At 47.1% G+C, this 26,112-nt stretch carries 24 protein-coding genes; 8 read left to right on the top strand and 16 right to left on the bottom strand.

The window, feature by feature from the left end; all coding sequences use genetic code 11:
- Window positions 1-2 precede the first annotated feature (2 nt).
- From NIES2104_RS26355 to NIES2104_RS26315, 9 genes are all read right to left on the bottom strand, one after another.
- Window positions 3-953, bottom strand: coding sequence for a MoxR family ATPase (locus tag NIES2104_RS26355; protein ID WP_059001321.1), 951 nt, complete (start codon window positions 951-953; stop codon window positions 3-5).
- Window positions 954-1,018: 65 nt separating this feature from the next.
- On the bottom strand, window positions 1,019-2,509 hold the full coding sequence (locus NIES2104_RS26350) for an adenylate/guanylate cyclase domain-containing protein (RefSeq protein WP_072218141.1): 1,491 nt from the start codon (window positions 2,507-2,509) through the stop codon (window positions 1,019-1,021).
- A 2-nt stretch (window positions 2,510-2,511) separates the two neighbouring features.
- Complete coding sequence (locus NIES2104_RS26345; RefSeq protein ID WP_059001320.1) at window positions 2,512-3,483, bottom strand: chemotaxis response regulator protein-glutamate methylesterase; 972 nt, start codon at window positions 3,481-3,483, stop codon at window positions 2,512-2,514.
- Between the two features lie 3 nt (window positions 3,484-3,486).
- Window positions 3,487-6,381, bottom strand: coding sequence for a hybrid sensor histidine kinase/response regulator (locus NIES2104_RS26340; protein ID WP_156427064.1), 2,895 nt, complete (start codon window positions 6,379-6,381; stop codon window positions 3,487-3,489).
- Window positions 6,378-7,022 (bottom strand): chemotaxis protein CheW, encoded by a 645-nt coding sequence (locus NIES2104_RS26335; protein WP_202815121.1) that lies wholly within the window; start codon window positions 7,020-7,022, stop codon window positions 6,378-6,380. The genes NIES2104_RS26340 and NIES2104_RS26335 overlap by 4 nt, the downstream gene beginning before the upstream one ends.
- A gap of 21 nt (window positions 7,023-7,043) precedes the next feature.
- Complete coding sequence (locus tag NIES2104_RS26330; RefSeq protein WP_059001318.1) at window positions 7,044-8,639, bottom strand: methyl-accepting chemotaxis protein; 1,596 nt, start codon at window positions 8,637-8,639, stop codon at window positions 7,044-7,046.
- 10 nt (window positions 8,640-8,649) lie between these two features.
- On the bottom strand, window positions 8,650-9,798 hold the full coding sequence (locus NIES2104_RS26325; protein WP_059001317.1) for a protein-glutamate O-methyltransferase CheR: 1,149 nt from the start codon (window positions 9,796-9,798) through the stop codon (window positions 8,650-8,652).
- A 4-nt stretch (window positions 9,799-9,802) separates the two neighbouring features.
- Window positions 9,803-10,249, bottom strand: coding sequence for a chemotaxis protein CheW (locus NIES2104_RS26320; RefSeq protein ID WP_059001316.1), 447 nt, complete (start codon window positions 10,247-10,249; stop codon window positions 9,803-9,805).
- Between the two features lie 486 nt (window positions 10,250-10,735).
- Window positions 10,736-12,208, bottom strand: a complete 1,473-nt coding sequence (locus tag NIES2104_RS26315) for a mechanosensitive ion channel domain-containing protein (RefSeq protein ID WP_225895291.1) — start codon at window positions 12,206-12,208, stop codon at window positions 10,736-10,738.
- A 144-nt stretch (window positions 12,209-12,352) separates the two neighbouring features.
- Between NIES2104_RS26315 and NIES2104_RS26310 the strand changes: the two genes are divergently transcribed.
- Window positions 12,353-14,575, top strand: a complete 2,223-nt coding sequence (locus NIES2104_RS26310) for a solute carrier family 23 protein (RefSeq protein ID WP_059001315.1) — start codon at window positions 12,353-12,355, stop codon at window positions 14,573-14,575.
- 209 nt (window positions 14,576-14,784) lie between these two features.
- Here the strand turns inward: NIES2104_RS26310 and NIES2104_RS26305 are convergent, their stop codons facing one another.
- Entirely contained in the window at window positions 14,785-15,435 is a 651-nt protein-coding gene (locus NIES2104_RS26305) for an exopolysaccharide biosynthesis protein (RefSeq protein ID WP_225895290.1), read from the bottom strand.
- Window positions 15,436-15,630: 195 nt separating this feature from the next.
- Here NIES2104_RS26305 and NIES2104_RS32505 point away from each other — a divergent pair, with 195 nt between their 5' ends.
- Window positions 15,631-15,783, top strand: a complete 153-nt coding sequence (locus tag NIES2104_RS32505) for a hypothetical protein (protein WP_192843632.1) — start codon at window positions 15,631-15,633, stop codon at window positions 15,781-15,783.
- Complete coding sequence (locus tag NIES2104_RS26300) at window positions 15,780-17,216, top strand: calcium-binding protein (protein ID WP_059001314.1); 1,437 nt, start codon at window positions 15,780-15,782, stop codon at window positions 17,214-17,216. The genes NIES2104_RS32505 and NIES2104_RS26300 overlap by 4 nt, the downstream gene beginning before the upstream one ends.
- 80 nt (window positions 17,217-17,296) lie before the next feature.
- Here NIES2104_RS26300 and NIES2104_RS31050 read toward each other — a convergent pair whose 3' ends face one another.
- On the bottom strand, window positions 17,297-17,509 hold the full coding sequence (locus NIES2104_RS31050) for a colicin E3/pyocin S6 family cytotoxin (RefSeq protein WP_072218139.1): 213 nt from the start codon (window positions 17,507-17,509) through the stop codon (window positions 17,297-17,299).
- Window positions 17,510-17,543: 34 nt separating this feature from the next.
- Between NIES2104_RS31050 and NIES2104_RS26295 the strand changes: the two genes are divergently transcribed.
- On the top strand, window positions 17,544-18,038 hold the full coding sequence (locus NIES2104_RS26295; protein WP_059002078.1) for an ATP-binding protein: 495 nt from the start codon (window positions 17,544-17,546) through the stop codon (window positions 18,036-18,038).
- An 88-nt stretch (window positions 18,039-18,126) separates the two neighbouring features.
- Here the strand turns inward: NIES2104_RS26295 and NIES2104_RS32015 are convergent, their stop codons facing one another.
- The 4 genes from NIES2104_RS32015 to folD all read right to left on the bottom strand — a co-directional run bounded on the left by NIES2104_RS32015 (window position 18,127) and on the right by folD (window position 20,844).
- Window positions 18,127-18,303: a hypothetical protein gene (locus NIES2104_RS32015; protein ID WP_156427063.1), complete on the bottom strand. Its 177-nt coding sequence runs from the start codon at window positions 18,301-18,303 to the stop codon at window positions 18,127-18,129.
- Between the two features lie 105 nt (window positions 18,304-18,408).
- On the bottom strand, window positions 18,409-18,876 hold the full coding sequence (locus tag NIES2104_RS26290; RefSeq protein WP_370561212.1) for a divergent PAP2 family protein: 468 nt from the start codon (window positions 18,874-18,876) through the stop codon (window positions 18,409-18,411).
- A 125-nt stretch (window positions 18,877-19,001) separates the two neighbouring features.
- Window positions 19,002-19,925, bottom strand: a complete 924-nt coding sequence (gene crtE / locus NIES2104_RS26285; RefSeq protein WP_059001312.1) for a geranylgeranyl diphosphate synthase CrtE — start codon at window positions 19,923-19,925, stop codon at window positions 19,002-19,004.
- A gap of 43 nt (window positions 19,926-19,968) precedes the next feature.
- Entirely contained in the window at window positions 19,969-20,844 is an 876-nt protein-coding gene (folD, locus tag NIES2104_RS26280) for a bifunctional methylenetetrahydrofolate dehydrogenase/methenyltetrahydrofolate cyclohydrolase FolD (protein ID WP_059001311.1), read from the bottom strand.
- A 220-nt stretch (window positions 20,845-21,064) separates the two neighbouring features.
- On the opposite strand from folD, the gene NIES2104_RS26275 reads away from it, so the two are divergent.
- The 4 genes from NIES2104_RS26275 to NIES2104_RS26260 all read left to right on the top strand — a co-directional run bounded on the left by NIES2104_RS26275 (window position 21,065) and on the right by NIES2104_RS26260 (window position 25,639).
- Window positions 21,065-21,436 (top strand): hypothetical protein, encoded by a 372-nt coding sequence (locus NIES2104_RS26275; protein ID WP_156427062.1) that lies wholly within the window; start codon window positions 21,065-21,067, stop codon window positions 21,434-21,436.
- On the top strand, window positions 21,433-21,855 hold the full coding sequence (locus NIES2104_RS26270; RefSeq protein WP_059001309.1) for an NUDIX hydrolase: 423 nt from the start codon (window positions 21,433-21,435) through the stop codon (window positions 21,853-21,855). The genes NIES2104_RS26275 and NIES2104_RS26270 overlap by 4 nt, the downstream gene beginning before the upstream one ends.
- Before the next feature lie 24 nt (window positions 21,856-21,879).
- The gene (gene recG, locus NIES2104_RS26265; protein ID WP_059001308.1) at window positions 21,880-24,354 is read left to right on the top strand and encodes an ATP-dependent DNA helicase RecG; all 2,475 of its coding nucleotides are present in this window, start codon (window positions 21,880-21,882) and stop codon (window positions 24,352-24,354) included.
- Between the two features lie 436 nt (window positions 24,355-24,790).
- Window positions 24,791-25,639 carry an alpha/beta fold hydrolase gene (locus tag NIES2104_RS26260; protein WP_059001307.1) on the top strand — a complete coding sequence of 283 codons (849 nt, stop codon included), beginning with the start codon at window positions 24,791-24,793 and terminating at the stop codon, window positions 25,637-25,639.
- Here NIES2104_RS26260 and NIES2104_RS26255 read toward each other — a convergent pair.
- Window positions 25,597-25,962: a hypothetical protein gene (locus NIES2104_RS26255; RefSeq protein WP_059001306.1), complete on the bottom strand. Its 366-nt coding sequence runs from the start codon at window positions 25,960-25,962 to the stop codon at window positions 25,597-25,599. The two genes, NIES2104_RS26260 and NIES2104_RS26255, sit on opposite strands and share 43 nt — an antisense overlap.
- Window positions 25,963-26,112: the final 150 nt, after the last annotated feature.

Raw genomic sequence — 26,112 nt, 5'->3', positions numbered from 1 at the left:
AGTTATCGTGGCACAGCAACTTGATTGAGAATGGCATTAATCACCGCATCCACATTCACGCCATCTAACTGAGCTTCAGGACGCAGGATTAATCGATGTCGCAACAATGGAGATGCAACTGCTTTGATATCATCCGGAGTGACATAGTTTCGACCTGCTAACCAGGCATGAGCTTTACTCACATTCAACCAAGCAACCGCCGATCGTGGAGAAGCTCCCAACACTAGATCAGGATGCTGCCGCGTTTTCTGCACAACGGACAGTAAATAATCAAGAATTGGTTCTTCGACAGTGAGTGATCGTACAAGTTGCCGCGCTTTTAGAATCTGTTCGACGGTTGCTAGGGGCTGAATTCGTTTTAAATCCAGCCGTTTTGCCTGAAAGCCAGCTTGGTGATTCAGCAGCATTTTCTTCTCGGCGGCTGGATCGGGATAGTTCGCGATTAGCTTGAAGAGAAATCGATCGAGTTGTGCTTCTGGGAGCGGGTAGGTTCCTTCAAACTCTAATGAATTCTGTGTTGCAATCACCCAGAAAAATTCGGACAAGGGTAAACTCTCGCCATCTAAAGTGACTTGCTGTTCTTCCATTGCTTCTAGTAGGGCGGATTGTGTTTTTGGTGGAGTCCGATTAATCTCATCTGCTAAAAGAATTTGCGTGAAAACAGGACCTTTTTTTAACACAAAATTTCGAGAGTTGAGGTCAAAAATATTCGTGCCGAGAATGTCCGAAGGTAAGATATCTGGAGTTAACTGAACGCGGCGAAACTCTGATTGAACGAGTTGCGCCATGACTTTGACGAGTAGCGTTTTTCCAGTTCCCGGAACGCCCTCTAAAATCACATGTCCCCCCGATAGCAAGGCGACTAGAAGCTGTTGAACAAGTGCATTTTGACCGACCACAATTTGATCAAGAGCTTGTCTTAGGCTTGAGAAGGTTGCTTGGAGGTCGGACATACGATCGAATCGGGTAACGAGGGCATGACCATCTTAATTCAGATTTACAAAACGAGAGCGTTCGTTTATTTTTCACTAAATGCCCAAGCATCCGTCCAATCTTCGGGCACGCCTCGGTCGAGCAATTCCACCACACGATCGACATATAACCTTGCGGTTTTATCGGCTGGATTCGCTGCTAGAACGGATTCAAAACAAGATCTAGCTTGATCAAACTTCTGTTGTCGATAGCATTCAATTCCTTGATCATACGTCGATCGAGTTTTCTGCTTCATCTCTCGATGCTCTTCTGTCTCAGCATCGAGCACTTCGTAGACTGTAATTGGCTCATTTCGACCTTTGACGATCGCTCGATCGAGAAACCGAAATTGATACTGATCCGGATTGCTCAAATACTCTAAAGTCTGTCCAGAAATCAGCATCGATACGCCGTAATACTTGGTCAATCCTTCTAAGCGAGAGGTGAGATTCACGTTATCTGAAAACGCATCGCCTTGAATTCGATTCGTTTCGCCTACCATTCCTAGCATCATGTGACCGACATGAATCCCAATCCCAACTTGCACAGGCAAATATCCTTGTGCGACTCGATCGACATTGTATTCTTGCACTCGAAGCTGTTTTGCAACGCCCGCCGCAACCGCATCATCTGCACCATCGGGAAACACTGCCATCATGCCATCGCCCAAGAATTTAACAATAATGCCGTAGTGATTGCGAATCTCTGGACTGACGCGCTTGAGGTAAGCATTGACAAAAGCGAAGTTCTCTTGCGGGGTCATCGATTCGGAGATGGTTGTAAACGCTCGAATATCACTAAACATCACCGCCATCGTTTTACTCACATAGTCCCCAAGCTGTACTTCGGTGACTGTTTCTTTTCGTAGAAATCGTAGATATTCAGCCGGAAAAAATCGCGCAAAAGACTCGTTTAAACGTTTTAGCTCTTGTTCACGATTGTTCACCGTATTCACCATTTGCACAAACACTCGTGAGAGTTGTCCAAGCTCATCAGATCGATCGCTGACTTCACCTAAATCTTCTGGCTTAAAAGTGTTCTCTTCAACCGAAACTGCCGCTGTTGTCAGCTTATTGACTTGTTCGATGTACTGAGCTTGTCGCAAGTTCTCATCACGCAATTGTGCTTCCGCTTCCTGACGCTTGAGTAAGTTGATATAAGCTTTCGAGTGATAGCGAATTCGGGCAATCAACTCAACGCGATCGGGCAATTTGACTAAATAATCATTCGCACCGAGTTCAAACGCTTGAGCTTTGATTACAGGTTCTTCCTTACTCGATAAAACAATCAGAGGGACATCAGCGGTGGGGGCATCTCGCGATCGCAAAAATCGCACCAGTAACAATCCATCCATCTGTGGCATCACCAAATCTTGCAAAATCACCGTTGGATTAGATTGTTTTGCTGCTTTGAGCGCTTCTAACGGATTGTTGCAATAGTGAAACTTAATATCCGATTCGGGAGCCAACATCTTCTGAATGGCTTCGCTAATGATTGCTTGATCATCAATGAGAAGAACGGTGATGGAATCGCTCATGGCTAGTGATGAGAACGATGGAGTAAAACAGATGCGATCGCGTCAGGACTTAAAACATCGACCGCTGCACCGAGATCGATCGCGGCTTTTGGCATTCCATAAACGACGCAACTCGGTTCATTTTGTGCGATCGTGTACCATCCCTGCTGCCGTAATGCTTTCAATCCTTCTGCTCCGTCGCGTCCCATGCCTGTAAGTAAAACCGCTGTGCCTCGATCCGTCCAATACTGCGCCACACTTTTGAAAAAAACATCAACCGAAGGACGGTAAGGATAGCTGATCGGATGCGGCGTGTAAGTCAGCGTACCATTTGGCTGCAAACAAAGATGGTCATTCGTTGAGGCAAATAACACAATTCCTTTGGTAGGTCGATCGCCAACTTTTGCTTTTCTGACTTCCAAAGCAGTTTGCTGATTCAACCAATCGATCATTCCGGCGGCAAACTGCACATCGACGTGCTGCACAATCACGATCGCTGATCCAAAATCAGGCGGCAACTGAGACAAAATCGTGACGATCGCTTTCGGTCCTCCGGTTGAAGCTCCGATGACAATCAGCGGGACTCTGGACTGAATCGGGACAAACTTAGTTTTGCCGATCAATTTCCCGATCGTGTGAATCTTCGACAGCAATAAATGAGAATCTTCTTTGCCGAAGGTCGGTGTATTGACGGCATCAAGTGCCCCGTATCCCATCGCCTCGAATACTTTTGCGGAACTATGTTGCACATCCGCAGTGACAACCAGAATGGCACAGGGAGATTGCTGCATAATGCGTTTAGTTGCTTCTACGCCATCCATTTCTGGCATAAACAAATCCATCAGAATCAAATCTGGGCGATCGTGGACGCATTTGTTCACAGCTTCTAATCCGTTGTAGGCAACCCAAGCAATTTCGTGCTGCGGCGCTTGTTTTAAGGTTCGCCGCAGGGCTTCAACTGCCAAACTAATATCATTGACGATCGCAATTCTCATCGTTCATTGCCCAATCAAATCAACCACAGCTTGAATCAAAGAATCATCCTGGAAACTGTTCTTCGTTAAATAATAATCGGCTCCCGCATCTAAACCTTGAAGTCGATCGCTTTCTCGATCGCGGTAAGACACTACGATCACCGGAGTCGATCGCAGTCGGGGATGAGTTTTGATTTCCTGAATTAGCTCGATTCCGTTCATTCTGGGCATGTCAATATCGCTAATCACTAAATCATAAGCTTGATTGCGAACCGCGTTCCAACCTTCCATGCCATCGATCGCGACATCTACGGCATATCCTTGTTTTTCTAGCAGTTTGCGCTCGACTTCTCGCACCGTGATCGAATCATCGACCACGAGAATCCGCTTTTTCGGCGGTTGATTTGCGACCGGGCGCGGGGCACTAAGCTTTCCAGCATCTAGCAGGCTATTCATCGATCGAACTAAGTCCGAGACATCCACAATCAAGACTAATGATCCATCGCTCATCAGAGAGGCGGCGCTAATGTCTTGAATTTTTCCAAGACGCGGATCGAGTGGACGCACCACTAATTCTCGCTCTCCTAATGCGCGATCGACAATCAATCCATACTGTGCCGATTGATAACTCAGAACAATCACACACAGCGATTCAGATACCGTGTTTGATTGAGGTAAATCAAAGACTTGAGCAAGTGAAATCAAACCGATATGCTGATTGTTAAAGGTAAAGTAGGATTGATTTTCGACAACTGAAATGGAATTGCGATCGAGATTAAGAATGCGATCGATCCGCGACAAAGGAAACGCATATTGTTCGCCCGATACTTCTACTAGCAAAGTTCTCACAACCGAAAGTGTGAGCGGCAACTGTAGATGAAAGCTTGTTCCAGCATTGGGTGAAGACACTGCCCGAACGGTTCCGCCGACTTCTTGCGCCATTGCTTTGACAATATCTAATCCAACTCCTCGCCCAGAGAGTTCTGTCACTTGTTTCGAGAGTGAAAATCCGGGCAGAAAAAGGAATTCCATCAGTTCAGTGTGACTCATCCGTCGTGCAACTTCTGGCGGTGCATGATGACGGCGAATCACTTGTTTGCGGACTTGATCCGGATCAATCCCTTTACCATCATCAGAGATTGTGATCATTAACATTCCGCCCCGATGCGAGGCTTCGAGTTGAATCGTTCCTTCCGGTGATTTTCCAGCTTTGATGCGCTCTTCTGGTAGCTCTAATCCATGATCGATCGCATTTCGCAAAATGTGCGTAATCGGTGCTTCTAGCTTGGTTAGGATATCTCGATCGACAGGCGTATTTTCTCCAACAATTGAGAATTGAACTTGCTTTCCAAGCTGTCTGGCTAAATCTCGCACCATTCGCGGAAAGCCTTGTACACCATCAGCAAACGGTCGCATCTGAGATTGGATCACTTCTCGATATAATCGATCGGATAAATTATCAGTCCGACGAATGTACTCTCCTAATTCAGCAATGCGATCGCTCAATAAATCCCGACATTCCCGCTCCTGCTGGCGTAAGTGGTCTAATTGTGCGATGGGATGGTCTTGCTGTAAGTCTTCGAGTGCTTTAGAAAGCACAATTTGTTGCGATCGCAGTTCCATCAAAGATTCAGCAAACGGCTGGAGCCAATAAGCTTCGACCATTGATTCTCCAGCGAGTCCCACAATCCGATTTAAGTTATCAGCACTAATGCGAACCACACGATCGCGTTCTTGTGTGCTAGAGCTGACCCGCTGCGAATTGGTATCTGTCTCTTGCGGTTCAGGAGTTTTAGGAGTCGGGGGCGGCGTAATCGGTGGTGAGGTTGGAGCAGTGTCAAGAGAAAGTAATTGTTGGACTGATTCTAGTTCAGAGCGATGTTGTGAAAGCCAGTGTTGAATGTTTTGCGCTTGGCTAATGGATTGAGTCAGATCAACGCTGCGAAATAGTGCATCAATTTTAGCGGCGTTGAGTGTGAGAGATTGCTTTTGAGCGGCGACAAAACAATCCTCCATCTGATGAGCTAACTCGACAGCAATATCTAGCCCTACGATACGGGCGGCTCCTTTGATCGAGTGAGCGGCTCTCATGAGGGATTCGAGTTCTTGGCGTGAGTTTGGGTGAGCTTCGATCGCGACGAGTCCCCGATTCAATGTAATGGTTTGTGCTTCGACTTCTTGCCGAAACAGTTCCATTAGTTCTGGATCATTTTGAGCGATATTTTGAGCCGATGACGAAGCGGATTCCTCGATCGACGGTTCAGGGATTGATTCAGATCGATCGGCTTTGTTTACGGGGGTTTCCCTCATACCAAATTGATCTGTTGGTGCCACAGATCCGGGTAGCCCCCTAAATCCCCCATTCTGGGGGACTTTGAGATCTGGAGCCGTCCCTTCCGAGGAAATTTCACGCTCAAAGTCCCCCGCTCGTGGGGGATTTAGGGGGCGAGGATCGATAGCATTAACAGATTGATTCGGAATTACGCCAGGGGAATCAGAACCTTGTCCCTTCTCAGAAGTGGGGGCTAAGGGCTGCGAAGTTTGTGCTTCACTGATCAAGCTCTGTGTTTTCTCTAAGTCCTCAGCATGATTCGACAACCAGCCTTTAGTTCCCTCAAGTTGACTCATCTGAGAAAGCAGCGTACATCCATGTAGTAAAGCATCGAGCTTGTTCGCCGTTAAAGAACGGCGACCTTCATAAGCCGCACTCAAACACGATTGCATCACTTCTGATAAATGAATCGCCGCATCAAACTCAATCAAATGAGCCGCACCCACGATCGCACGAATCGATTGCAACGCCGCATCAATATCATCTTTTCGATCTGGATGTTGCTGCAACTCAGTAAAGTAGTGTTTTAAGCGATCGACATGAGTTCTCGTTTCTTGCTGGAACAGATCGCGCATTGAATAGCTCATAGCAATCTCCGATCGAGCGTATCAATCAGCAATTCTGCATTCAAGTAATTCACCTTTTGATCGTTCCAAGTGAGAATGCCTTGAGTATATGCCGCATTCGTTTTCAGCAAAACAGCAGGCGGATCTTGAATCTCGTGCAAGGGGTAACGCTGAATGCCATACACCTCATCGACGGGGAAAACCCATCTTCGCGCTGTTGTTCCCACAATTAGCATTTGTTCGCGGTCAGAAGGTGCAGCAGTTTCTATGTTCAGAAATGCTCTGAGTGATGCACAAAGCAAGATTTCACCTCGAATGCTAGTCAGACCTAAAAACAAATGATTGCTCCGATGCGGTAAGGTGTGAATCTGAGTTGGTCGAATCACTTCTTGTAGCGATCGTACTGAAATCGCAAATCGTTCATTGCCTAATCGAAACAGAATCAACGACAGCATTTCCTCGGTTGATCGTACACTCAGAGCCGATCCGCGTTCTGCGATCGTATTCGTCCATTCCTGAATATATTCGCTCGGAACTTCACGTTCTAGTAACAACCGTCCAGACCGAGAGAACACCGAACAGTTATGACAATGCGTGACTTGTTCTAGTCGATCGCAACTTTGATCGCCCTCAACCCCGATCCGATTCCAACAGTCGTTCATTTCTTCGATCGTGATCATGGCTTATACCTTGAACTGTGAAATTTCACGCTGTAAGCCTCTTGTCGCGTCATCTAACTGCGTCAAAGCGTAGTTTGTCTCCTGAATCGATTGCACCGTTTGCTGTGACGCATCTCGCAATTGCGCGATCGCGGTACTAATCTGCTCCGCTCCTCGATACTGCTCATCCATACTTTGGCTAACCGTGACAAATCTAGGTGCTAGTCCTTGAACTTCGGTGATAAAGTTTGTAATCTGTTGACTCACATTCCCCACTTCATCCACATACTGCTTCACCTCACCTCGAAACTTGTCTACCTCGATCACACCGCCCGATACCGAGGATTGCATCTCTTTCACCATTTGCTCAATCTCTAAGGTTGCAACGGCGGACTGATCCGCTAGTCGTCGAATTTCACGAGCAACAACCGCAAATCCTGCTCCGTATTCTCCGGCTTTTTCTGCCTCGATCGCAGCATTGAGAGAGAGCAAATTGGTTTGGTCAGCGACTTTAGTAATGGTGGTCACCACAGTATTGATATTGTTCGCTTTTTCGTCCATCACTTTCAGCTTCGATGAAATTGAATTGGTCGTGTAGGCAAGTCTTTGCATCGCGGACTGGATCTTGTCTAAATTCGTTTGACTCTCAGAAGCCGCATTTGTGGTTTCTTGTGCAGTTCTAACCACATCATCCATCGATCGTGCTAAAGTTCCTGCTGTCATTGCAATCTGTCTCGCTGTTGCGTTCACTTCATTCATTGAAGCGAATTGCTCGTTTACAGTCGCTTCGAGTTGCTTTCCGGCGGCGGCAATCTGCGTTGTTGAAGTACTGATTTGAATTCCCGATCGCTGAGCTTGAGAAATCAGACCATTCAAGCTTTTGATCATATTCTGAAAGGCAGCCAGCAATTGTCCGACCTCAGTTTTATCTCTGGTTTGAGCCAGCGAATAAGTTAAATTGCCATCTGCGATCGCTTCAGCAGCATTCACGACTTTGGGCAATTGTCGCTTGAGTGGCAAACTATTAAGTAAGCCGACGACGATCGTAGAAATCAGCGCTAGTGCTGTTCCAATCACAATTAATCTCAGCAAAAATTCTTGAGAATCCGCGACAGCCTGATTGATTTGCTTCAATTCATTCTCAAGCTCACTTACAACCCGATTTCGCCGCTCTAACACATCTGCAATTCTGGGTTTAGCAAGTTCTACTCTCGCTTGTCCTAGATTGCGCTGATTAATCAATCTAAATGCGTTTTGAAAGATATCATCGTATTGTTTAACTAACTGTGCGAGTTCACCAACTGAATTGCGGACGGTCGCGCTCTCGGCTGATTGAAGTTGTTGAGCTTTTTCCGTTGCTTGTATCCGTCCTGAATTGTAAGTATCGAGAAAGTTTTGTTGCCCTGCAAAGATATAGTAACCCCGACCTGCACCAATCATGCGATTGACACCATCAACAAGCTCATCGGTTTGACGAATATTACGCTCAGCCTTTTGTGCTTCGGCTTGTAGCTCGAAGGTGCGCGTCGTTGAACGATAAACGATCGCGCTCAGCACAATCAAAAACAATAATGGAACAGCATATCCGAGTAAAATTCGATTCGTGATTTTGTTTAACATAGTTTTACCGCTATAAGTTGAGAAGCCGTTGAACTCTTGATCTAAGAATCTTTGCAGTTGCGAAATCTCCTTGTTGTTCTTTGAGGACAGCTAATTCAATCAGTGCATCATAAAATTTAGGATTGAGATAAATTGCTTTTTGTAAGGCTTGTTCTGCTTCGGGAAGCTGGTTTAATTCTTGATAAATTTTGCTCAGTAATAGGTAAGCTTCTGTGTCCGTCCGATCGATGCTAAGATGCGCTTCGCAAAGTCGAGCAGCTTCGGTAAATTGACCTCGATCGAGGCAGAGTCTTGCCTGTTCTAACTGCGAAACTTTCGGAATTTGTTTCGGTAGCGGTAGTGATTTGAGTGCTGAAACCCTAAGGGGTGCGGGTTCCGGTCGTTCTACTTTTCGATAAGCAAACGCCGCAGGATGATTTATCGATTCATAGTGAGCAGACGGAACTTGTGAAGTCTCAGCCGATCCGACAAAGAGTAACCCTGACACGTTCAAAGCACGATCGAGCGTTTTCATCACTTGCGATCGCGCTTCTGCATCAAGATAAATCAGCAAATTTCGGCAAAAGATCACGTCATACTGCCGCTCTAGTAAAAAACGCGGCTCTAGAAGATTTTCCTGCATGAATTGAACGACTTGACGAATTTGCGATCGTACTCGATATCGATCATTCACCGCTTCAAAATACAGCGGATTGATCTCTGTTTTTCCGCGAAACGATCGCTTGGTATAGATTGCTTGTTTTGCCTTTTCTAAAGCGACCTGGCTAATATCGATCGCATCAATTCGGAATTGTTCTGTTGATAGTCCTGCTTCTAGGAGTGTGATCGCGCTCGAATATGCTTCTTCTCCGGTCGAACAAGGCGCAGACAGAATTCGCAATTTCCTCGTTGGCTTCCAATGGTTTTGAATCCACTGTTTCAAGCAAACAAAAGGTTCTCGATCGCGAAAAAACCAAGTTTCAGGAACAACCACCGTTTCGATCAGGGCACTTAATTCTTCGGAAGAGTGCTTTAATCGATCGCAATAATCTTGCAAAGTTGGAGAACCACAACGCGATCGACGTTGATCAATCGCATATGCGATCGCGTTTGACCCGATACTATTCGCATCGAGTCCAATCTTCTGTTTCAGCATTGCTTCAATCGTTGCTTGCACCATTCACTTACTCAGTTCCTCCAGCAATCAACGCAGTATTCCGAACATCGGAGATCAAAGGTTCCCAGCGAAATTGCTGAATCATTTCGCCCTCATGCGTCCAGACTTCGCCTAAATAAGATTCGTGACTTTGTTCTGAAGGAGCGTAATTTGGTCGATCGAGTGTTTCTGTCACTCGTTCCGCTAACAGTCCAACGTAGGCATTTTCTCCAGTTCTGGTCTGATATCGAATCATGATAATTCGAGTACTGAAGCGCGATCGACAGCGCTCTCCTCGAATCAACTCACACAAATCCACAACCGGAACAATGCAGTTTCGATATCGAAACACGCCTGCAACATGATCAGGAACTTGATAAACTTTTCGCAGCATAACCAGCGGTAGCACTTCGACAATGTGAGTACTATCGATCGCATAGATGTCTTCGTCAACGTGGAAGAGTAACAGTAACATTACGATCGCCGCGAGTGGTTCGTAGCCGAGATTAAGAGGGTGTTTGAGAAGTATAAATAGTTCCTTCGCTCCGTTGTGCTCCCGCCCTGAAATAAATTTCGGGCTAACCAACGAAAGTCTACTGAAGTAGACTCAGAGCAAGTTTCAGACTTTTAGTCCATTTTTAATGGACTTGCGCCGATTAGCCCGAAATTCCATTTTAGGGCGGGACGCTGCGATGAACGACACTTTTCAAACATCCTCTAAGACGTGTTCTAACATCTCTCACTGCGTTGTTTGCCCGCCCCGGAATGAAATTCGGGGCTAATGGTGCGAAGTCCGTTAAAACGGACTGAAAACACTGATTTTGTCTTTTAGTCCCCTTCAGTGGACTTCGTTCTGTTAGCCCCCGAATTCCATTCCGGGGCGGACAAACAACGCAGTGAGAAAAACTCAAACCACACTACCGCCATTCAACCCTGTCAAGTATCTATCCCAAGAGGGGAGTCACAAATCAAAAATCGATCGAATCCGCTTCCGAATCACATCAAATTGCGTTTCTTCTTTAGTTGCTTCCATCACGGTCACGCCCAAACTTTTCAGCGTTTCTTGTCGCTGTGAAAGCTCTTCTGCAATCTGATCGGCTAACTCTCCATGACTACTGAGTAAACTTTGCAAATTACTATGATCAACTACAAACAAAATCGTATCTTCTATAGTGCGTAACGTTGCACTCCGAGGCGTTCCCAACAACAGCGACATTTCACCGATAAATTCCCCCGCCCGTCTCACAGCAACTTGTCGATCGATTGACTCGACCACGACTTCAACCGCACCCGACAAAATTAGATAAAAGGAATCGCCCGGATCATTTTCTCGCGCAATCACTTCACCCGCTGAAAGTTTCCTCCGGTAGCCTTTCTCAATCACTTGCCGCAGTTCCACATCAGAACAGTGCTGGAAATAGCTCACCTTTCTGAGCAAATCGCGCAAAAGCCAACCGCTGATTGGTTTTTCAGACTGCAAAACGGGGGCTGTTGAACCATTTTGAGGCTCGGTTTTCTGAAAAAGTTGCACGATCGTCGGTAAATCATTCAATGTGATATCGTTTGGAGCCGCTTTTGTATCGAGATCGCGATCGCGAAATTCTGATTCGATCAGAAAATACAAAGCGCTTTTGATCGAATCCATCTCGATCGGACGCTCGATCCAGACTAATAGTTCAAACTTCAACATTGAATTTTCAACATCCAATCCCTTGAAATACACTTCCGGGGAAGGAGAAGTTAGCACTCTCGGTTCTTGACGGGGAGCCGCTAACAATGCTTCCATCACCGTCAACGAGTCACTTTCATCGACCACTGAAACAGGAATAACCAAGCGACATTCGGGTTCACGATAGCTCCAGTTCACGACACTATTATCAAGAAACCGACTATTCGGCACAATCACATACACACCATTGATTGTACGAATCGTAGTACATCGGATCGAAATCTCTTCAACAATTCCCGCCATTTGATCCACTTCAATATAGTCCCCCACTTTCACGGGCTGTTCAAATAGCAGGGTAATGCCGCTGATGAAATTGCTCGTGATGTTCTGCAAGCCAATCCCGAATCCAATCCCGATCGCACCTGCAAATACTGTTAAAGAACTTAGATTAATTCCAGTCGTTTCAATAACAATAAAGAATCCAATAATCGTAACCACATAGCTAACAATCGTTGAAAGCGATTCGCGGGTTCCGACATTGATCCCGAATCCTGGAAACACTCGCTGCTTCAGAATTTGCTTCGTTAAGTTAGAAATAACCAGAACAATCACAACTTGGATCAGAATCTCGACCATAGAGCCGATCGAGAACTGCTTTCCGCCGAACGTGAATAAGTTCGTTGCGAAAAAACCAGATAACTCTTCAGATAAGTCTTGCACAAGGATTCCATTGAAGAGTTCTTGTAGTTCCATAACCGCAGCCATACTGGACTTCAGACTGAACTTAACCCTCTCTGCGGGTGAAAAGTTTCCATCTGGAGAAAGATTTCGCTTGATTTAGGGTGACTAATCCTCGATCGCTCCGATAGTCTAGAAATTGCCTTTTCAAATCGCTATTGATTCCCCTACGTGAAGATTGATCCCACCAAGAAGCGAGAAAACCGATTGTTCCTCAATTTGATCTCAGGCGGAACAATGGGGATCTTGACTGTGATTACCAGCGTTTCGTTTGGGGTGGTCATCTTTTCGGGTGGATTCTCTGAAGTGTTGCCTTGGGGAATTGGAGTGCTGTTATTCAGTGCTGCGGTTATCAATACGATCGTTTCTTCGTTCAGTGCTTATCCTCCAGTTGTCGCAACGCTTTCAGATAATTCGATCCCGGTTCTTAGCCTTGTGGCTCGTCAGATCGCGGATTTGATGCCGAATGCGACAACGGAGGAAAAATTGCTGACTTTGACTGCCACGATCGTACTCAATTCGATCGTGGGTGGTGCGATTTTGATGGCGTTGGGACGATTTAGGCTCGGAGGATTGATTCGATTTATTCCTTATCCAGTCGTGGGTGGATTTATTGCGAGTACAGGACTGTTGTTAGTTCAAGGCGCATTTCAATCTCTAAGCGGTGTTGATTACGACCATCTCAATGTGGCTCAGTTTTTGCAGCCAAATGTATTGTTTCAGTGGTTGCCTGCGGTCTTTTTTGCGATCGCGATGTACATCTTGCCCAAATCAATTCAGCACTTCTTACTACTTCCAGGAATTATTGTCGCATCGATCGCGCTTTTCTATTTAGGAATGGCTGTGACCGGAACCTCGATTCCTCAAGCCACCACACAACAACTTCTACTCGGAACAATGCCCGCTAGTGGACTATTCCAGTTCAAGACAATTCCAGCCATGACGGGTGCAAATTGGACAGTCGTCGCTCAACAGCTTCCAACCTTAGCGGCTCTTTGGTTGATTGATGCGATCGCGCTATTGCTAAATGCGAACGGCATTGAATTGTTAGTCAAACGCGATTTTGACTTAAACCGAGAATTGAGAATTGCTGGAGCAGCCTCGATCGTCTCTGGAATCGGGGGTGGCGCAGGTGGATTCTCTAGCCTGAATGAAACGGCATTAGTCAAACAATTAGGCGGAACTTCACGATCGGTCGGGCGAATCATTGCTGCAATGTGTGTCGCGATCGCGTTTGGAAGTGCAGAAGGATTAGCGTATTTCCCAAAGTTCATTCTGATTGGAATCCCGCTGCTGTATGGAATGGAACCCTTGTACGAATGGATCTATCAGGCTTGGTTTAAGTTTGCTCGATCAGATTACGCGATCGTATTACTCATCGTTGCGGTGACTGCAACCGCTGGATATCTACAAGGCATTGCAGTTGGATTAATGGCAGCGATCGTACTTTTTGTCATTAACTACAGTCAGCTTGCTGTCACAAAGCGCATCAGTTCAGGACGGTACTATCACAGTAATGTGCTTCGGACTCCAGAAGAGATGGATTTGCTTGAAGCACAAGGCGATCGAATCTTAGTGCTAGAGTTGCAGGGCGTGATCTTTTTTGGAACTGCAAATAAGTTATTGAATTTGATTCACGATCGCATTTCCCAAACTCCACAAATTCAATACATCATTTTAGACTTCCGATTAGTCAACGATCTAGATGCTTCTGCCGTTTTAAGCTTTGCCAAACTTGAACAGCTTGCTAATCAAAAACCCGTTCATCTTTTATTTACTCAACTTTCAAAAGAAGCAAAACAGAGATTAGATCAAGCGGATTGTTTGGAAGAGTCTGATCCAATGTGTCATCGATTTGATGATCTTGATCGAGGTTTAGAATGGTGCGAACAGCAGATTCTTCAGACCCATCATCTAGATCAAATTGCACCCGATTCAGAAGTGCCCGATCGCGCCTTAAGTCGCTATCTCAAATCCGTTTTCATTGATACACATCAAGTCGATCGCTTGATGGCATTGCTCAAAACTTGCTCACTTCAGCTTGGTGAATATCTCTTTCGCCAGGGCGATCCGTTTGATGGATTGTACTTTGTTGCTTCTGGTCAAGTAAGTGTAGTGTTAGAACTAGAACAGAACCAAACCAAACGGATTCGGACTTATACGATCGGGAATACGATCGGTGAAATGGGACTCTATCGCCAGACCGTTCGTATGGCATCTGTGATCGCAGATAAGCCCAGTACACTTTACTTTCTCTCTTCTGAAGCTTTCGAGCAAATTGAAACGACTGATCCGCTACTCGCTGCGAATGTGCATCGATTTGTGGTCAATCTATTAGCAGAGCGACTAGAACACCGAGAGCAAGAACTGAAGAATCTACTGCAATCGTCTTAAGGAGGCGTGTTTGAAACGTCTTCGTTCATTGCAACGTCCCGCCCTGAAATGGAATTTCGGGCTAATCGGCGAAAGTCCATTTCAATGGACTAAGAGGTTGAAACTACTTCCCAGTCTACTGAAGTAGACTTTCCACGGTTAGCCCGAAATTTATTTCAGGGCGAGACGCAATCGAAGCGAAAAGACTTTTTATACTTTTCAAACACCCTCTAACGCCGCAAAAATTGATTCACCCATTGCAGCGACCAGGAAAAGAGAGCCGCGATCGCACCCGCCATCACAACTAAAATGATCACCGATGCGATCGTTCCCACCACAACCAGCACCCCATCTGCCTCGATCAATCCAAGACTGATCACCACAATCGCGATCGCGGGCAGCATATTCCCCAACGGAATTGGGAGCATGATCACAAATGCCAAAAGCAGAAACAGTAGTCCTAAAAGCCGTTCCACAAAGGGTGTCGTCGCAAACTGCCAGCGCGGACGAATTACCTTTTCAAACCGCTGAAGATACCGCAGAATATAATTAACAGCTTTCTCAAAGTCTTTCCGCTTGAATTCCCGTTTCGATAGCCACTTCGGAATGCGAGGCGCACGATATCCCAACAATAGCTGAAGCGAAAAAATAAACAGTGGTGTACCAATAATCGCAGAAACACCCGCAACAGGCAGCGGTAAAGCTTCTGGGAGTGCACAAAGCAACAAAGTCGGACCAAACGCACGACTCCCCAAACTCCGAATCAAATCTCCCAGTCGAATCGTTTCTCCAGAATGCTGCTCTAACAGATTCCGTAATAGTTCAGACGTATGCAACTGAGGGGAGTTCTGAGCATCTTCCTGCTGAGTCATAGTGTTCATTCTCGATCGCAACGAGTTGCATTCTAACTATCTTAAAGCACTTCTGATGAAGAGCACGATCGCGATCGACAGAGCCAAAATTCCAAAATTCACTCACACTGCATAACCTTTTCCTACTCAGGAATATATCTTTGTGTACCCCGCAGATCAGAGCGAAAAATTCAGATTGCTCCGGTAAAGCGAGTACATACTCAGATGACCTTTGATTGCTTACGGTGTTCGGCAGTTGAATCAGCGCACAGCCGCGAAACTGTGACATCTCAAGCCGCGATCGCAACCCAAATCAGTGATGTGCCATTGCAGATCGCTTCATTTTTACTGTCTTTATTTCTGAGAAAACTACAATGATTAACTTCGGCTCTGATACCCGGACGAATCCTTCACTCACGACTGATTTAGGAACTTCTACAGCATTGCGTAGCGCTTTGGATCGAGCATCCGACCCGATTCCACTCGCTCGAAGTGCTGGGGTTACGGCTGCTTATGTAGCTACGATTACGGGAACCGAAAGCTTTGATTTCTTGCGGGGGACATCGGGAGACGATCGCATTTTCGGTTTAGGCGGTTCCGATACTATCACAGCAACCAGTGGCAATGATTCTATTGATGCGGGGACAGGATTTGATGCAGTAGTGTATGGCTTGAACACAGCGATTACGCTCAGACCCGCTGGAGTCATCGATAAGGGACAGTTCGGACAAGACACGCTCAGATTTGTTGAACGGATTGTCGGACAAGCGGGCTTTGCAAACAGTGTCGATGCGTCTTCGATTACGAGCGGAAGTACTGCGATCGAGGTTAATCTAGGCGGTCGCTTTATCAATGTCGGCAACATTCCTGGAATTGGATTTCGTGGATTTACGATCGAGAACTTTGTCAATGCAACCGGAACGAGCAACAATGATACCTTTACCGGATCAGACGGTAACAATCTACTGAGCGGTCTTGGGGGCGATGACTTTTTCAATGCAACTCGCGGAAATGATCGCATTGAGGGCGGCGCGGGTTTTGATACGATCGACTATCGCCCGCTAAATGTTGCGATTACGATTAACCCTACAGGGGTCATCAACAAAGGTTCGGCAGGACAGGACACCTTGTTCCAGGTCGATCGCATTATTGGTGCAGTGAATCAAACGAATACGATCGACGCGCTTTCCACACCCGGAGGAGCCAGCATCAATGTGCAATTGCTGAATAATCTGTTGCAGGTGCGCGATATTCCTGGGTTAGGCTTGCGAAACTTCTTTGCTGAGAATTTCCGCAACGTTAACGGAACGCAAAATCGCGACAACCTCGACGGTAATAACGCCAATAATGTTCTAAATGGCTTCGGGGGCAATGATGGCATCTTCGGGCGCGGTGGTGATGATGTTCTATCAGGAGGTGCAGGAACGGATTTTGTCGTTGGTGGAGACGGAAATGATGTGATTAATGGAACGGATGCAGCGGCAAGAGGTCGGAGTGAAATTGATGATCTTGAAGGTGGATCAGGAAACGATCGCTTTATTTTTGGCGATCGTAGTGGTTCCTTCTATAAGTTCAATGGCGTAAACGATGTGGTTGGAGTTCGTGATTTTTCCAGTGGCGATGTGATTCAACTGGGATTGGGTGAAACGTATCGAACTGTGAGCCGCAGTGGAGGATTCGATTTATTCGTGGTTACAGGTGGCGCAAATGATTTAGTTGCACGAGTGAACACCACAACAGCGGTGAGCGTCCCGACGAGCAACTTTACGATCGCGTCTGGACAACGACTAGGAGCGTTCATCGGCGCTTAGGGCATAGCTTCAAGCGAGAGAAGGTCAGCTTTCATCTCGCTTGAACTTTTGCAGGTCGGTTGGCATCAAAATAGAGCTATTTATCGAGTAACCTTACGAATTAGTTGTTCGCCTGTAATCGGATCAAACTTACCCAAATGCTTACCTTTTCTATCATATTTCTCGATCGTGCCATGCCGACTATCCCACTCGGACGCGAATTTTTCGAGCAAGCGGTTTCTTAGCTTACCATTTCCGATTTTGAGCGATTGAGAATTTGTGGCGATGTGGGTGAAGCAGCGATCAAGTAACATTGCTCATGTCAGTCGTTTAGAAGGAACAGAGAGCATGAAGCAGGCAGGAAAGCTCTACTTATTTTGTGGAAAGATGGCAGCGGGAAAATCCACTCTTGCAAGGGAAATCGCACAACGAGAAAATGCTGTTCTGATCGTGCAGGATGAGTGGCTGGAGCAATTGTTTCCAGACGAAATTATGAACATTCCTGACTTCGTGAAATATTCATCCAGGCTACAAAACGTGCTGACACGGCATATTACTGCACTGCTTTCACAGGGTGTATCGGTTGTGCTTGATTTTCCTGGCAACACGAGATTACAGCGGGAATGGTTTCGAGCGTTATTTGAAAGTGCGATCGCTGACCATGAGTTGCACTATGTCGATGTCTCTGATGAGGTGTGCAAGCGTCAATTACGGGAGCGGAGCAATCAACTTCCTGAAGGTTCAGCATTTACGAGCGAGGCTGAGTTTGATGCGATTACCAAGTACTTTCAGGAACCCTCAGACGATGAGGGCTTCAATATTATTCGTCATGTCAAAGCTTGATTGGTTGCGTTTGGAATCGAGATAGCACCATTCGGTTAGTAATCGACTTGCTGACTCTTGTTTTTCAAACTGAATTTGCAACGGACAGTCAGTAGCGAGTGATTTCGATCGTCTGACGCGATCGCTCAAAACAAATCTCAAATTCCCGAAAGAAGTTCGTTTGCCCAAGAATTAAGGGAACTTGCGCCGATTGTGTCCAAGCAAATGCTAGGCGAACGGGATCTAAAGGAATCAACTCAGCTAGAGAGATCGTTTTAGCTCCCAAAATGCGCGAATTTTTCTATCGTAAAGAAACTCGTTTGGTTTCGAGCGATCACGGATTTGCAGCGATCGAGTTTCACAGCCACAAATTTCACTAGTGCGAAAGTTTCTAATGCACCCCTGCGATTTGAACAAACAGCGATCGCCAACTGCCACCCAACCACCAATCACCCACCACACAAACCACGATTCCAAGCAGTGATCCCATAATCACTTGCACTGGCGTATGTCCGAGTAATTCTTTTAGGCGGGCTTCGTTGAAATGATGCTCTCCTGTGAACAATTCATCGACGATTTGGTTGAGAATTTTGGCTTGTTTGCCTGCCGCTTGACGAACCCCTTGGGAGTCGTACATCACGATAAAAGCGACGATCGTCGCGATCGCGAATTGTGTACTGTCCCAACCGTCGGTTAATCCAACTCCGGTTGCCAGCGCGGTTACGAGTGCCGAATGGGAACTGGGCATTCCGCCTGTTTCCACGAGCACTTTGAAATTCACTTTGCGATGCACAATCAGTTCGATGATTAACTTTGTCGCTTGGGCAATCAAACAGGCAATGAGAGCTAGGAGCAGCACTCTGTTATCAACAATGTCACCAAAGTCCTGCATTTCTTAGGGGGGTAGAGAGGTAGGGGGTGGGGAGGTAGGGGGTGGGGAGATAGGAGGCAGGGATAAACACTTTTCCACTCCCCACTCCCTACTTAATTCTTACGAGCGGTAATGTAATTTGCGATCGCCATCAGGGGAATCGCTTTTTCACCAAATCCAGCGACTTCCGCTTTTGCCTGTTCGACCAGTTGTTCCGCTTGACGACGCGATTCTTCCATTCCGAGCAGACGGGGATAAGTCGCTTTCTCGACAGTCATATCTTTACCGATACTCTTGCCAAGTTCTTCTTGCGTCGAGGTGATATCGAGCAAGTCATCAACGATTTGGAACGCTAACCCGATCGCTTGAGCATATCGCGTCAGATGTTGGATATCAGAATCAGACCCTCCCGCAAGAATACCACCGCTAACGACTGAGGCTTCGAGTAACGCGGCTGTTTTGTGAGTGTGGATAAAATTCAGTGTGTCGAGGGTAACATCTTTTTTGCCTTCGCAATCGAGATCGACCACTTGACCACCGACCAGTCCAGCGGCTCCAACGGCACGACCGAGACGAGCAATCACTTTGATTAAACGATCGGCAGGAACATTCTTTGTTTCTTCTACAATATGCTCAAACGCATAAGCGAGTAAACCATCTCCCGCCAGAATTGCGACGGCTTCCCCGAATACTTTGTGATTTGTTAATTTGCCGCGTCGGTAATCGTCGTTATCCATCGCGGGTAAATCGTCGTGAATCAGCGACATCGTGTGAATCATTTCGAGGGCACAGGCGGTCGGCATTGCCATTTCAGGCGTTCCACCCAACAGATCACAGGTAGCGAGGCAGAGCACCGGACGTAAGCGTTTTCCACCTGCGAACAGCGAATAGCGCATCGCTTCGTAAATCTTATCGGGGAAGACCACGGGAAATGCTCGATCGAGGGCGGTTTCAACTTGTTGCTGCTTTGCCGCTAAATAGCCTTTCAAATCAAATTGGGAGGCTTGATTTGATTGCGTTTCTCCTGTCACGACCATTCCGATATCCTCCGATTCAATGCGCGTTTGATGTAAAGTTCACTTAACGTTGGAAGCGTTGTTGATAGCTCCATACTGTATTGTGCAACAGCATGGTCACAGTCATCGCACCAACTCCACCCGGAACGGGCGTAAGATATCCCGCCACGGATTGTACCGCATTGAAATCCACATCTCCGACTAATCGGCTTTTTCCAGTGTCGTCGGTGATTCGGTTAATGCCGACATCAACGACGATCGCACCGGGTTTTACCATGTCAGCGGTGATTAAATTTGGACGACCAACCGCAGCAACGAGAATATCGGCTTCACGGGCGACTTCTGCCAGATTAGGGGTGCGGGAATGCGCGATCGTTACAGTGGCATCCGCATCGAGCAGCATTAACGCGATCGGTTTTCCAACTAAAATACTGCGCCCGATGACGACTGCTTTTTTACCACGCGGATCGAGTTGATATTCTTCTAACAGCCGCATCACTCCGTAGGGCGTACAGCTTCTCAATCCTGGCTCAGTTCTAACCAGTCGCCCCAGATTCATTGGGTGCAAACCGTCCGCGTCCTTATCCGGGTGAATTTGGTTTAGAAGTGCAACGCTATCGAGATGATCCGGGAGCGGCAATTGTACAAGAATGCCATCTACGCGATCGTCTTGATTTAACTCATCAATTACAGCCGCGAGTTCTTTTTGAGTCGTTTCGGTGGGGAAATGTTTGCCATAAGACGCGATCCCGACCGCAGCGCAGGCTTTTTCTTTATTGCGGACGTAGGCGGCACTGGCGGGATTGTCCCCGACCATGAGAACGGCAAGACCTGGAGGACGACCAAACCGAGCCGTGAGCGATTGGACTTGTTCGGTGAGCGCGGCTTGCATCTTTTGGGCAAGCGCTTTTCCGTCGAGGAGTTGAGCGATCGAAGACATAGGAACCTGTAATGATGTAAAAATTCTCACCAAAATTTATGAAAATCGTTCAAAATGTGAACCAAGATTTCTCAGATTGAAGATTCGATTTTCCCGGTTTCGGTTCTGGAACTTTTGCATTTCTAGAATATCGACTTATCTAGTGTCGCAGATTTGCGATCGAGTTAGACGCTGTGAAGGGTTGCTCTCTGACTGAACTATTTCAAAGGGCAGGTTGACTATGAGTTTCTCAAGAATGGGTTTGGTGGCGCTGTGTTTGAGCGCGATCGGGTGTAGCACGTCTCCGAATTTGCCAGCGGCATCGAGTAATGTGATTACGATGTTGCAGCCAGGGGAACGGGTGAAGGCTCGTGATGTGGGGTCGAAGCGCGATCGGGTTGTGCAGGTGGAAGGAAAAATTAAGGCTCAGGCTCCTTTGGCGGGCGGACAAAGAGCGTATGAAGTCCAGGATGATTCGGGAAGCATTTGGATCGTGACGACTCGATCGATTCCACCTGTCGGCAGTTCGGTCACGGTTTCAGGTACAGTGAAGCTTCAAAAGATTGATCTTGCGGGTCAGGATCAAAGCACTGTCTATATTGAGCAGCAATGAAGCCAGAAGTTGCGATTGCGATTCTTCAAAAACAAGATCAATTCCTCTTACAACTCCGTGATAATATTCCGAATATTGCGTATCCGGGACATTGGGGTCTATTTGGTGGACACATCGAGCTAGATGAATCGCCAGAGATCGCCGTAGTGCGCGAGTTGCAAGAGGAAATTTGTTATTCGCCTGCTGAAGTTGAAAAGTTTGGGATTTACGAAGACGATCGCGCAATTCGTCATGTGTTTGTGGCTGATTTGACGGTGGGGATCGCGGGTCTGACATTGCTGGAAGGTTGGGATTTGGGATTATTTACGCGATCGCAAATCGAACAGGGAGAGCGATTTAGCGATCGGGCGAACCAAATCCGACCGCTCGGCGCAATTCATCAACGAATTTTGCTAGACTTCATCAATAAAAACGGGTGAGATCGCTTCATCTGACTGAATTCTATGGATTTGACGCGGTTACAGAAAGCGTTATCGGTGGAAGCCGATCGCGGATTTAATGACCTGGAGGGAAACCAATTTCGCTTCAGTGAGTTTTTGCATCTGAGCTTGAGCGATTCGAGCACAGAATTACCCAAGTCGGAACGAGAGAAGTGTCAAGCGATCGCGAGTCAATTTGCCAAATATCCCGAACTCGAATTCGCTCAACGTCAGCATCTTGTCGCTGAAACTCGTCGTTTCCTTCATCAGGTCAAGAAAGCCGAAGAGAAAGCAGCTTCCGTCCCAGAAAAATCGCCCTCTGTTAAAGAAAAAACCGCTTCGACTCGTAAAGTTGCTCCCGCTCCGATCGCGCCCGAAACTCCGCCCCGCGATATTCCACTGATCCAAGCAATTACTTATCTTCCAGGCATCGGACCGAAAAGCGCGGAAAAACTTGCCAAACTCGGACTTTATTACGTTCGAGATGTGTTGTACTACTATCCACGTGATCACATCGATTACGCCCGCCAAGTGAATATCCGCGACCTCAAGCCAGGGGAAACGGTAACGATCGTGGCAACGATCAAAAACTGTAATTGCTTCACAAGTCCGCGTAATAGCAAACTCACGATTCTAGAATTAACAATTCAAGATTCGAGCGGACAGATGAAAATTACTCGTTTCTATATGGGGAGTCGGTTCGCCAGTCGCGGATGGCAAGAACAACAGAAACGGCTCTATCCGAAAGGAGCCTCGATCGCGGCTTCAGGTCTAGTCAAAGAAACGAAATTCGGCGGAGTCAGCCTCGAAGATCCGGACATCGAAGTACTCGATCAAGAAGGCGAATCGCTGAACTCTCCAGCCGTGGGGCGCATTGTCCCGGTTTATCCATTGACTGAAGGCGTGGGAGCGGATTTAGTCCGTCGAGCAGTTTCGACTTCACTCCCTGCGATCGCAAATCTGCACGAACCGATCCCCAAAGGATTGCTGACCGAGTATGGACTGGTTGGAATTCAGGACGCGATCGCGAATATCCATTTCCCAACCGATCCCGATGCTCTAGAGTCCGCGCGTCGTCGCTTAGTCTTCGATGAATTTTTCTATTTACAACTCGGCTTACTCAAACGACGATACGAGCAGCGGCAAACTCAAGCCAGTGCTGTACTCGCTCCGACAGGCAGACTGATCGATGATTTTTATAAACTGCTCCCGTTCAAGCTAACGAATGCTCAGCAGCGCGTTACGAACGATATTTTGAACGATCTTCAGCGTCCGATCCCGATGAATCGCTTGATTCAAGGTGACGTGGGATCAGGAAAAACGGTTGTTGCGGTGATTACGATTCTGGCGGCAATTCAATCGGGCTATCAAGCGGCGTTTATGGCTCCGACTGAAGTTCTCGCAGAACAGCACTATCGAAAATTGGTTGAATGGTTTAATCAGCTTCATTTGCCTGTGGAATTGCTCACAGGTTCAACCAAAGCCGCCAAACGCCGAGAAATTCATAACGGGTTACAAACCGGAGAATTGCCGCTCTTAGTCGGAACTCATGCGCTGATTCAGGATACGGTGAGCTTCGATCGATTAGGTTTGGTCGTAATCGATGAACAACACCGTTTCGGAGTCGAACAACGCGCCCGCCTTCAGCAAAAAGGTGAACATCCCCACGTTCTAACGATGACCGCAACGCCGATTCCGAGAACGTTGGCGCTGACATTACACGGCGATTTAGATGTAAGTCAAATTGATGAATTGCCACCCGGACGAAAGCCGATTCAGACCACCGTATTGACGGGACGCGATCGACAACAGGCATACGATCTGATGAAGCGCGAAATTGCTCAAGGACGGCAGATTTACATTGTGTTGCCGCTGGTGGAGGAATCCGAGAAGTTGGATCTCAAATCCGCGATCGACGAACACCAACACCTGAAAGAAGATGTTTTCCCGGATTTCAACGTAGGCTTACTTCACGGGCGAATGACTTCCGCCGAAAAAGACGAAGCCATTACCGAATTTCGCGACAACAAAACTCAGATTCTCGTGTCTACAACGGTGGTAGAAGTCGGGGTCGATGTGCCGAACGCAACCGTGATGATGATCGAACACGCTGAACGGTTTGGACTGTCACAGCTTCATCAGCTTCGGGGACGAGTCGGACGCGGCGGATCACAGTCGTTTTGTTTGCTCATGAGTAGTTCTAAGAGCGAAACGGCTCGGCAGCGATTAACCGTTCTCGAACAATCACAGGACGGATTCTTTATCTCAGAAATGGATATGAGATTCCGAGGTCCGGGAGCGGTTTTAGGAACGCGGCAGTCAGGATTGCCCGATTTTGCGTTAGCGAGCCTTGTCGAGGATCAAGAAGTGCTAGTCCTGGCGCGGGATGCAGCGGAAAGAACGATCCAGAAAGATCCAACGATCGAGAAATGGAATGCGATGAAAGCCGAACTAGACTATCGCTATCAACGGCTGATGGGCGGCGCGATTCTGACCTAGAGGATGTTTGAAAAGCATAGAAGGTCTTTTCGCTTCGATTGCCTCCCGCCCTGAAATGAATTTCGGGCTAATGGTGGAAAGTCTACTTCAGTAGACTGGGAGCTAGTTTCAGTCTTTTAGTCCATTGAAATGGACTTGCGTCGATTAGCCCGAAATTCATTTCAGGGCGGGACAGTGCAACAAACGAAGACTTTTCAAACGTCCTCTTAACGTAAGTTTGACAAATTTCTCACACTGTCATTTTCTTGTCATTTCTTCGTGATAAGCCAGTCAAATCAGGTTTATACAATAACAGGGTCACACTCTCCTAACCCCCTGTTATGCTTCCTATAGCTCTTGTCATCCTGATCATCGGCGCGATCACACTCGGAGGATTGACCTCAATGCGCTATCTATTTCCACAAACTCAGCGTACTTACCCCAACCGCAAACTGAGATGACGCGATCGACTGCCGCACCCAGCCTAGACGGAACCCCGATCAAACTCGGCAAAGTTACTTTACAAGTCGCACACTCTCCAGGGAAATCTCCAGCGATCGTGTTCGTTCACGGTGGGTTAGGCAGTCGATTAAATTGGTGCTTGCAGTGGGACTATTTCCAGGCGCAAGGACAAGAAATTCTCACGTATGATTTGGCAGGACACGGACAATCTGAACGCTACAGCCGCTATTCCGTCGGACGACATCGGCGAGATTTAACGCGACTCATCGACCATTTCAAGCTACATCGCCCCATTCTTTGCTGTCATAGTTACGGAGTTCCAGTGGGGTTGGAATGGGCAAAACGACACGCTGCGACAGCCCTGATCGCGATCGGCGGTGGAACGCACAATCTCACGCCCTGGTGGGAAATTCCACTCATTAAATTCTTTGCGATCGGCGGTCATCATGTCTATCGCTGGCAACTGGTGCAGGAATTACTACGATCGCTGATGGTGGCTGATCAAAATGAAGCTCTCGCGCAGTTTCACGATCGCAATACGGCTCCGAGTGATGCTCATCCGTATGAAGCGATCGAGGCTTTTTGGGGATACAACGGGCAACACCATCCGCTGAAATGTCCCGTCACAGTAATTACAGGAGGAGACGATCCAATGTTTCCGCCTGCAATGGGGCATGAATGGTTGGCAAATTTATTGCAAGATCAACCTCAGAGCCAGCACATCACCGTTCCAAATGTTGGACATCTAGTAATGGCGGAAGCTCCAGAAGTGGTCAATCAAGCGATTTCTGACTGGATCGATCACAGTTTGAATGATTCACGAATTAACTCGACTGAGACTTGAATCAGATTCCGGGATAGATAATCACTGCACTGAGTTTGAGCACTCAAAGCAGGCAGCGACAGTAACGCCAACCACCAAAACTGACCGACCGCGATCGGAATTAACACCCATTCCAACCATTGACGATCGCTTTTCATTAGCATCTTTGCCCGATGAAGTGCAGGTCTGCGGGGGAGTTTTCGAGGTTTAATTTCACCCTTTTTAATCACGAGAATGACTGGGGGTGCAGGCGAATCTATCGTCATCGTTTCTTCGATACTGGAAACCTCGATCGCAGTTTCGTACAGCTTTTTTCGGGCAAAAAAATCCTCCAGCAAATCCATATCCAACCTCCGTATTTAAAAAGCCTCAGAACGATGTCGAGCAAACACTACAGCGCGACTCACTCACACTCCACCTACGCCACTCTTGAGTCATCTACTTTGGCTTGAAGAGGAATCACCGTCCTAAGTTTTTTCAATCGGATACAGTCA

The organism is Leptolyngbya sp. NIES-2104, assembly GCF_001485215.1.
Taxonomy (GTDB): Bacteria; Cyanobacteriota; Cyanobacteriia; order Leptolyngbyales; family Leptolyngbyaceae; genus Leptolyngbya.
The sequence above is the reverse complement of the archived record's forward strand: the minus strand, read 5'-3'. Positions and strand labels throughout refer to the sequence as shown.

Bases quoted from the DNA above. Each gene is read 5' to 3' on its own strand.
- NIES2104_RS26355 (WP_059001321.1), bottom strand. From the start codon at position 953: ATGTCCGACCTCCAAGCAACCTTCTCAAGCCTAAGACAAGCTCTTGAT.
- NIES2104_RS26350 (WP_072218141.1), bottom strand. From the start codon at position 2,509: ATGAGCGATTCCATCACCGTTCTTCTCATTGATGATCAAGCAATCATT.
- NIES2104_RS26345 (WP_059001320.1), bottom strand. From the start codon at position 3,483: ATGAGAATTGCGATCGTCAATGATATTAGTTTGGCAGTTGAAGCCCTG.
- NIES2104_RS26340 (WP_156427064.1), bottom strand. From the start codon at position 6,381: ATGAGCTATTCAATGCGCGATCTGTTCCAGCAAGAAACGAGAACTCAT.
- NIES2104_RS26335 (WP_202815121.1), bottom strand. From the start codon at position 7,022: ATGAACGACTGTTGGAATCGGATCGGGGTTGAGGGCGATCAAAGTTGC.
- NIES2104_RS26330 (WP_059001318.1), bottom strand. From the start codon at position 8,639: ATGTTAAACAAAATCACGAATCGAATTTTACTCGGATATGCTGTTCCA.
- NIES2104_RS26325 (WP_059001317.1), bottom strand. From the start codon at position 9,798: ATGGTGCAAGCAACGATTGAAGCAATGCTGAAACAGAAGATTGGACTC.
- NIES2104_RS26320 (WP_059001316.1), bottom strand. From the start codon at position 10,249: ATGTTACTGTTACTCTTCCACGTTGACGAAGACATCTATGCGATCGAT.
- NIES2104_RS26315 (WP_225895291.1), bottom strand. From the start codon at position 12,208: ATGGCTGCGGTTATGGAACTACAAGAACTCTTCAATGGAATCCTTGTG.
- NIES2104_RS26305 (WP_225895290.1), bottom strand. From the start codon at position 15,435: ATGAACACTATGACTCAGCAGGAAGATGCTCAGAACTCCCCTCAGTTG.
- NIES2104_RS32505 (WP_192843632.1), top strand. From the start codon at position 15,631: ATGACCTTTGATTGCTTACGGTGTTCGGCAGTTGAATCAGCGCACAGC.
- NIES2104_RS26300 (WP_059001314.1), top strand. From the start codon at position 15,780: ATGATTAACTTCGGCTCTGATACCCGGACGAATCCTTCACTCACGACT.
- NIES2104_RS31050 (WP_072218139.1), bottom strand. From the start codon at position 17,509: ATGTTACTTGATCGCTGCTTCACCCACATCGCCACAAATTCTCAATCG.
- NIES2104_RS26295 (WP_059002078.1), top strand. From the start codon at position 17,544: ATGAAGCAGGCAGGAAAGCTCTACTTATTTTGTGGAAAGATGGCAGCG.
- crtE (WP_059001312.1), bottom strand. From the start codon at position 19,925: ATGGTCGTGACAGGAGAAACGCAATCAAATCAAGCCTCCCAATTTGAT.
- folD (WP_059001311.1), bottom strand. From the start codon at position 20,844: ATGTCTTCGATCGCTCAACTCCTCGACGGAAAAGCGCTTGCCCAAAAG.
- NIES2104_RS26275 (WP_156427062.1), top strand. From the start codon at position 21,065: ATGAGTTTCTCAAGAATGGGTTTGGTGGCGCTGTGTTTGAGCGCGATC.
- NIES2104_RS26270 (WP_059001309.1), top strand. From the start codon at position 21,433: ATGAAGCCAGAAGTTGCGATTGCGATTCTTCAAAAACAAGATCAATTC.
- recG (WP_059001308.1), top strand. From the start codon at position 21,880: ATGGATTTGACGCGGTTACAGAAAGCGTTATCGGTGGAAGCCGATCGC.
- NIES2104_RS26260 (WP_059001307.1), top strand. From the start codon at position 24,791: ATGACGCGATCGACTGCCGCACCCAGCCTAGACGGAACCCCGATCAAA.
- NIES2104_RS26255 (WP_059001306.1), bottom strand. From the start codon at position 25,962: ATGGATTTGCTGGAGGATTTTTTTGCCCGAAAAAAGCTGTACGAAACT.